General features: G+C 66.1%; 7 protein-coding genes and 1 pseudogene. 4 read left to right on the top strand and 4 right to left on the bottom strand.

All coding sequences use genetic code 11. From position 1 onward, the window contains the following. Positions 1 to 216 (bottom strand): transposase (locus tag BLR02_RS27535; protein WP_143018367.1); only part of this gene is annotated, 216 nt, incomplete at its 3' end. Between the two features lie 157 nt (positions 217 to 373). Here BLR02_RS27535 and BLR02_RS27530 point away from each other — a divergent pair. Then, positions 374 to 1444 (top strand): annotated as a pseudogene (locus tag BLR02_RS27530) (IS630 family transposase). A 539-nt stretch (positions 1445 to 1983) separates the two neighbouring features. Here the strand turns inward: BLR02_RS27530 and BLR02_RS27525 are convergent. Further along, positions 1984 to 2586: an SCO family protein gene (locus BLR02_RS27525; RefSeq protein WP_090571308.1), complete on the bottom strand. Its 603-nt coding sequence runs from the start codon at positions 2584 to 2586 to the stop codon at positions 1984 to 1986. 54 nt (positions 2587 to 2640) lie between these two features. Further along, on the bottom strand, positions 2641 to 4449 hold the full coding sequence (locus BLR02_RS27520; protein WP_176849875.1) for a multicopper oxidase family protein: 1809 nt from the start codon (positions 4447 to 4449) through the stop codon (positions 2641 to 2643). A 689-nt stretch (positions 4450 to 5138) separates the two neighbouring features. Here BLR02_RS27520 and BLR02_RS27515 point away from each other — a divergent pair. Genes BLR02_RS27515 through BLR02_RS27505 form a run of 3 tightly spaced genes read left to right on the top strand, consistent with a single transcriptional unit; the run spans position 5139 to position 7040 of the window. Then, a complete protein-coding gene (locus tag BLR02_RS27515; protein WP_143018366.1) occupies positions 5139 to 5954 on the top strand; it encodes a PilN domain-containing protein in 816 nt (271 codons plus the stop codon). 1 nt (position 5955) lies between these two features. Then, positions 5956 to 6552, top strand: a complete 597-nt coding sequence (gene gspM, locus BLR02_RS27510) for a type II secretion system protein GspM (protein WP_090665415.1) — start codon at positions 5956 to 5958, stop codon at positions 6550 to 6552. Next, positions 6549 to 7040, top strand: a complete 492-nt coding sequence (locus BLR02_RS27505) for a hypothetical protein (protein WP_143018365.1) — start codon at positions 6549 to 6551, stop codon at positions 7038 to 7040. Before gspM ends, BLR02_RS27505 begins: the two co-directional genes overlap by 4 nt. Here BLR02_RS27505 and BLR02_RS27500 read toward each other — a convergent pair. Further along, the coding region (locus tag BLR02_RS27500; protein ID WP_143018364.1) for a transposase at positions 7037 to 7378 on the bottom strand (342 nt) is incomplete at its 5' end. The two genes, BLR02_RS27505 and BLR02_RS27500, sit on opposite strands and share 4 nt — an antisense overlap.

Here is a 7378-nt window from a genome sequence, read left to right as displayed (position 1 = left end):
GCGCAGACACCAACGCCGCCAGCGGTGATAGACGCTCGACCAGAGACCCAACCCGTCTGGCAGGTCGCGCCACGGCGCGCCGGTTCGGCAAATCCAGAGCGCCGCCTCAACGAAGCGGCGCAGTGCCACGTCATCACGCTTCCAGACAAGGGGGATTTGCTGCATCACCAGCATCAGCGACACCCATTGGGCGTCGTCCAGGCTTGTCCTGGTCATGGCCGCGTTCCTTGAAAGCCTCAAGACCTTCCAAGGTGGCGCGGCCAGAGACCAGATCGGAGCCAGATCGGTTAGTCAGACAGTCCGGTCACAGACCCTAGTGTTCTGACGCAGGCGGACGATTCACACTCCTGTTGAGGCGTGCCACGCTGGGCGAATGGCCCAGGAAGTATGCGTCATCGTTGATGCTGGTGATCGTGCCCGGCTGGTGGCGATTACCGCTGACCGGAACCGTCCGCAAAAGCACGTCCAGCGCGCCCGGATCATCTTGCTGTCTGCCGACCGGCTGCCGGTTGCCGAGGTAGCCCGTTAGGCCGTGGCAAGCCGACCGGCGGTGTGGCGCTGGCAGGCACGCTACGCGTTGGCCGGTGTGGATGGCCTGCTGCACGACAAGACCCGTCCACCTGGCAGAGCGCCGGTGCCGACCGCGACCGTGGCGAAGGTGCTGGCGCTCACCTGCTCTGAGCCGCGGGGCCAGGCCACCCATTGGACTGGCCGGGCGATGGCGCAGGCCAGTGGCATCAGCCTGCGCTCAGTGCAGCGCATCTGGGATGCCCATCGGCTGCAGCCGCACCGGCTGCGCACCTTCAAGCGCTCCAATGATCCGGCCTTTGCTGAGAAGGTCGAGGACATTGTCGGCCTCTACATGGACCCGCCGATGCACACCGTGGTGCTGTCCATTGACGAGAAGTCGCAGATCCAGGCGCTCGACCGCACCCAGCCTGGCCTGCCGCTCAAGCCCGGTAAATGCGGCACCATGACCCATGACTACAAGCGCAACGGCGTCACGACTCTATTCGCCGCGCTCAATGTCCAGGACGGCACCGTGCTGGGTCGCTGCATGTCCCAACACCGGCATCAGGAGTTCGTCCGCTTCCTCAACGCGGTCGAGCGCGCCGTACCCGCGGGCAAGCTGATCCACGCCATCGCCGACAACTATGCCACCCACAAGCATCCCAGGGTGCGTGCCTGGCTGGAGCGGCACCCTCGGTGGGTGTTCCACTTCACGCCAACCTCGGCCTCCTGGATCAACGCCGTCGAGGGCTTCTTTTCCGCGCTGAGCCGAAGACGCCTGCGACGAGGGGTGTTCCAATCCGTCGCCGATCTCGAGCAGGCCATCGCCCGCTACATCCGCGAGCACAATGCCACTTCGAGCCCCTTCGTCTGGACCAAGCCCGCCAACCGCATCCTCGCCAAACTCGCCCGGATGCCTGAACCTTCCGAATGAGTCACTGCAATAGCTGGGCTCGGCCGGAGGGTGCTGGTCGCGATCTCCCGGGCTGGTCGGGTCTGGGCACCGCTTCCTGACCGCACTCGCCGCCTCGGAGCGCGACGGCCGCGCGCCTGGCCGGCGGCACCAGATGCGGACGGGGAGCCAGCTGGTGTTGCCGGCACGCCGCTGACAGCCGGGGCGAGCCCTCATGCTCGTCGCCGATAGCCGTGGCGCTGCTCTCGAGATCCTTGCCGGTCTGGTCTCGCCGGGCGAACCACACCCTGCCTGCTCGGCCTGGTCTCCGTCCTGCCGCTGCTTGCCCCGCGCCGTACCGGCAGGCCAGCTTGCACGTCGCGGCGGCGGCTTGGCACACCTCAGCGAACAAGCGTCGCCGATACCCTCGTCGCGCTCCGCCGGCAGGTCTGGCGCAAGCAGGGTTGCCTCGCCGCCCAGCACGCAGGCACGCCACCAGAACTCCGCCCCGCTCACCGCAACGCCTCGTCGCAACGCCTCGCCCCCGCGCTGTTCCACCGCAAGAACGGTCCCCCTCGAGCTTACAGGGCGCGGGGGGGCGGCAAGACCCGGTTGATGGTGCCCACCAGGCTTTCCGGTGCCAGCAATGCCGCAGCCATGGCCCAACGGTCCAGCCGCTCCTCACCAATCCGCAACATGGCCGCGTGCTCGAAGATATTGGCGTCCCGCTCCGGGTCGATGTCAGCGAAGCCGAGGCGCCAGCGCAGGAGGTCGATCTCGGCCGGCTGACCGGTGAGAAAGGACCAGCCCGGCTTGACCGCGAAGCGCTCGGCATAATCCTTGAGCACCTCCGGCGTGTCGAAATCCGGCAGCAGGGAGATGGAGTACATGAAAATGTCGCGGCCGACCCGGTCGCCCAGCAGCTCCTGCACCGCGACCAGATTCTGGGTTACCGAGTCGCAGATATCGGTGCACCCAACGAAGACGAAGTTGATGATGACGCGCCGGTTCTTCAGCAGATCGGTATAAAAGCGCGCCTGGCGCCCCTCATGGGTCGTGACGACCGCATCCGTAAAGTAGTTGGCACCACGGCTGGTGAAAGTCGCGGTCTGGGCGGTCAGTGGCAGCGCGAGGGGCGCCGCCGCGGCGGCCAAGCCGGCCTTGACGAAAGCTCTCCGGTTCATCACCGCTCTCCGATTGGTTCGACGAGCCGCCGCACCCGGCGGCCCGCACTGTCCTCAGACAATGTCCCAGCGCACCATCATGCCGGAATCCTCATGGATCACGTTGTGGCAGTGCATGACGTAGCGGCCCTTCATGTCGCGGAAGCGCATGAAGACCTCCACCGCCTCTCGCCGGTAGAGCGGGATGGTGTCCTTGCGGCCATAGTCGGATGAGGTGACCGAGGTTCGCTTGCCATTGCGCGACAGGATGCGGTGCTCCTCGAAATGCATGTGCACCGGGTGGCTCCAACCATCGTCCTGATTCTCGATGGTCCAGACCTCCTCGGCTTCCTGGTCGATCCGGGCGATGGCCTCCTTCGGGTCGAATAGCTTACCGTTGACGGCCCAGGCCCCGTTGGTCCGATCAAAGCGGAAGGTGCGCTTCTTGGCCCGTTCCGCCCGGGCGAGCAGCGCCGCGAAATCCGGATCCGGCAGCGTACGCATCCGCAACGGCGTCACCATCGGATCGATGCTGTTGTCGCGCACCGGCGGGCCAACCTTGTTGAACTGGATGATCGGAGTTCCCGGCGTCAGGATGTTGCCGCGCGGGCCGCGCCCGTCGAGCTGCTCCAGGCGGTTCACCAAGTAAACCCGGGAACTTTGGATCTTGCCGAAATCGACGATGATGTCGACGCGCTCGGCGACCGCGACGTCCACCTTGGACTTCATCAAGGCCTGGGGCAGCAGGTTGCCGTCGCTGGAGATCTGCCAAAATGGCAGGAATTTCTGTCCATCGTACAGTGCGAAGTCATACCAGCGTGCCGGGCCGTGGTTGTACAGGCGGAACCGGTAGCGCCGCGGCTTGACGTTGAAATAGGGCTGGATGGCACCGTTGGCACAGAATTTGTCGCCGAGAATGCCGTCCGAGTTAAACAGGTCGAAGACCGGTTGGTAGTTTCGGTCGAAGACGAAGTCGCCGAACATGATCGGCACATCAAACTCGCCGCTGGGCAAGCGATAGCCCGTGGTCTCGTCCCCGGTGTCCTTATCGTCGAACAGCGTATAGACGCCGACCATGCCCTTGTAGACATTCTGCGCGGTGAAATCGATGGTGTGGTCGTGATACCATAGCGAGCTGAGCGCCTCGCTCGGATCGCCGCGCAGGTCGTTCAACTTGGTGTAGCCGGCATACACATTGGGGTAGTGCTGGTCCTTAAAGCCCAGCGGATTGACCTCGTTGGGATCATTGACCGAGTTGATGAAGTCGACGGGATTACCGTCGCTCTCCGATGGCGTGTGGGCGTTGTGCAGATGGACGCTGAACTCGGGAAGGCCGAAGCCGACATGCTTCGCGCGCGACGGCAGGCGGTTGTGAAAGCGGACCATGATCGGCTCGCCGTAGTAGGCATTGTAGCGCGGCCCGGGATACATGCCGTCGAAGCCCCAGATCTTGCTCGGGCCCCAGGAGGGATGGAATTTCCAATCCGCCTCACGCACGAATGTCTCGTAGAACTTCTTGGGCGGGAATTTGCCGCTATAGGTCCCCGTGCTGTCATAAGCGCAGAGCTGGTGATTGATGCGCCGTCCGGCGCCATCGATCAGGGTGGTACCGTCGGGGTGTCCGTGCGTGAGCGCGCTGGGGCTCAGCGGCGCCTTGATCGGAAGCACCGGCATCGGCTGCATCCAGGGGGTGGAGATCGGGCTCGGCGGCGTCAGGGGCACCTGCGCAAAGGCCCGCGAGCTGAGGCCGCTCTTCGCCACCAGCGCCCCGGTCGAGGTCAGCAGGCCAAGCCGCATCATCTCGCGCCGGCTCAGCTTGGCGTTGACGATTTCCTGGCGATTGCGTTGGGCGACCAGGGCTAGCTTGTCTTTCCAATCAGGCATGTTCTGCGCCCTATGCGTCCATGAGGGTTGCCGGGGAAACATAACGTCTATGTAATATACGGCAGCCATTGGGTGTGCCGTGATCGCGGTGCTGCCTGGCCGCCGCCCCGGGAGGATCCGTGTCCCACGGGGCGACGGCAGAGTGATTTTTGAGCCGCCTCCACAGGGTGGCGGTCCCAACCAGATTGTCGTTGCGCCAATGCTGCAATCTTCTCCGGCAACTAACACCTCACTTTCGGTTGAAACTCGAAACTATGTCGAAATGCTACAGAAGCCGGGGTGATACGGGTTGGCGGCCAATGGCCGGCCGGATGCGCTGCACCAATGACGCGATGGGGCGTCACCGGTCGCCGTCGGGGCTGCGGTCCAGTCAGCAGCGGGGATCGAATTTTTGGGAATCACGCTGATGTCTGAGGCGGGGCCGGCTATTTAATGCATTGCTATGATATCGCAACGGAAGCCGGAGGAGGCGAATGCTAAGGCACCTGCTTCGCTGGTGGGGATCGCAGCTGGTTCAGCTCTGGCCATGGCACGGCGCGGCCCAAGCGGGGCCACAGCGTGTGCTCTGGCTTGATTCGGCCGACCGGCCGGAACCGGCTGTGACCGTGAGCTGGCAGCATCGCCGCACAGACCGGCAGGTCGGGCCGTTCTTGCCGGATGCGGCGGGCCGCCAAGCGCTGCGACAGGCCGTGCGCGCCGCAGGCCACGCACCCGTCATCCTCCGCCTGCCGCCAGGGACGCTGCTGGAGAGGGAGACCGTATTGCCCCTGGCCGCGGAGCACGATGCGGAGGCCGCGCTGCGATACGACCTGGACCGGCTGACCCCGTTCCGCGCCGCGGATCTCATCTGGTCGTCCGAGGCGGTCGGCCGCGACCACCGACGTGGGCTGCTGCATCTCCGACTGCTGCTGATCCCGCGGGCGGCGGTGGAGGAGGTGCTGGCCATGACCGCCGCGGCCGGCATTGCGGTGAGCGCCCTGCAGGGGCCGGGCGCCGACGGGACGGTCCGGCGGATCGCGCTGGAGTCCCGCAGCTGTCCGCCCTGGCACCGCGCCCTGTTGCGCGGCGCGGCTCTTGCCTGCGTGGGTCTCGCTCTGGCATCGGTAGGGGCACCGTTCCTGCGGCAGGCGGCGTTGCTGACGGCGCTCGATGCCAGGATCGCGGCATCCCAGCCGCTGGCGCGCGAGGCCAGCGACCTCCGGCGCCAGCTAACGGAGGAAACGGCGAGCGGCGACATCATCACCGCGACCCAGCTCGAGTTTGGCAATGCGCTCAGCCTCCTCGCCGCGGTGACCGATGCGCTGCCGGACGACACCTTTCTGCTCGGTCTGACGCTGAAGCAGCGTCAGCTGGTGCTGCGCGGGCAATCCGGCAATGCCGCCAGGCTGATTGCGCTCCTCGCGGCGTCCGAGACCATCCGCAGCCCCTCCTTTGCGGCGCCGGTGACCCGCGCCGCTGGCGACGGGCAGGACCAGTTCACCATCGCGGCCACGCTGGGGCGTTAGGATGAGCGAGCGGAAACGCCTGGTCGTGCACAGCACGGGACGCGCCGGGCCATGGCTCGCGCTCATGCTGCTGGGCGGCGTCGCGCTGGTCGGCTGGCTGACGCTGGCCTCGCCGCTATTGGCGTGGCATGGGGAACGGGCCACCGCCGTAGCGGATCGCACCGTGGTGGCGCAACGCCTCGAGCGGATGGCTGCCACCCTGCCCGCGTTACGGCTTTCGGTGCAGGCCACCGACGTGAACGGCAACGCCTCCTCTTTGCTGGCAGGGGCGACCGATGCCATCGCCGGTGCCGCGCTGCAGGGGCTGGTTCAGGAAATGGCGCTGCAAGCCGGTGCCACGCTGACGAGCGTCGAGACGCTGCCGGCGAGTGCGGTGGGCCTGTATCGGCGCATCGGGCTGAGACTGTCGCTCAACGTGTCCTGGCCGGTGTTGATCCCACTGCTGCAGGCGATGGCGCAGGCCCGGCCGCGGATCATCATCGACGATCTGGAATTGCAGACGTCGCAGATGGTGATTGGTGGGGACCAGCAGCTGATGACCGCAAGCTTCACCGTGTATGCCTTCCGTGGCGCAGCCGAGGGGCGCGTAGCGCCATGAGCGGCCCGTCCATGACGTTGCGCGCTGCTCTGGCGCTGATGGTGCTGAACGCGGCCCTGTCCGGCGTCGTGTGGCATGGTTACGCCGAAGCAGAGCCAGGGGCGCCTGACACGGGGTCTGCGGCCGAGACCCCTGTCGTTCTGGCGTCTAGCGGGCGCGACACCGGCTCGGCGACCGCCGAGAGCTGGGCCAGCGTCACATTGGCACGCCCGGTTTTCGACCCGCGCCGCAGGCCCACGGCCAGCGACAGTCAGCCGGTCGCCGCTGGATTGCCCCGATTGACCGGGGTATTGATTGGACCAGGCGAGCGCCTGGCGTTCTTCCTGGACCCGGTTCGGAACAAGCCCCAGGTCCTACGCGAAGGCGACACGATCGGCGCCCATATGGTGCAGGCAATCCGACCGGGCGAGGCCGTCGTCACCGGGCCGGGTGGACAGCAGGTGCTGCGCCCAAGCTTCGAGCGAAGCGGCATGGGGACGGTGCCCTAGGGTCTGTGACCGAACTCAGTGGTGCGCAAGTTGATCATGGTGGCAGCAAGATGGGCGAAGCCCATCCAACTGCGGCGTGTCTTGTCGCGTCGCAGGGTGATGCGAGCAAAGTCCTTGAGCCGGGAAAACAGGTTTTCGACGCGGTGGCGCCGGGCGTACAGTACGGGATCCCATGCGGGCGGATCAACCATGCCCCGCTTGGGTGGGGTATGGACGGTGCAACCCTCGGCGGCGAAGGCCGCGCGGAGCGGCGCTGAGATATAACCGCGATCAAGCGCCACGTCGCAGGCTGGGATGCCCGAGGCCAGCGCTGTCGCATAGCGCAGGTCGGAATGCTG

It is taken from the genome of Belnapia rosea (genome assembly GCF_900101615.1).
GTDB lineage: Bacteria > Pseudomonadota > Alphaproteobacteria > Acetobacterales > Acetobacteraceae > Belnapia > Belnapia rosea.
This window is presented reverse-complemented; position numbering and strand designations above follow the sequence as displayed.

Excerpts from the sequence above, each read along its gene's own strand:
- gspM (WP_090665415.1), top strand. The coding sequence starts at position 5,956 with ATGAGCGAGCGGAAACGCCTGGTCGTGCACAGCACGGGACGCGCCGGG.
- BLR02_RS27520 (WP_176849875.1), bottom strand. The coding sequence starts at position 4,449 with ATGCCTGATTGGAAAGACAAGCTAGCCCTGGTCGCCCAACGCAATCGC.
- BLR02_RS27505 (WP_143018365.1), top strand. The coding sequence starts at position 6,549 with ATGAGCGGCCCGTCCATGACGTTGCGCGCTGCTCTGGCGCTGATGGTG.
- BLR02_RS27525 (WP_090571308.1), bottom strand. The coding sequence starts at position 2,586 with ATGAACCGGAGAGCTTTCGTCAAGGCCGGCTTGGCCGCCGCGGCGGCG.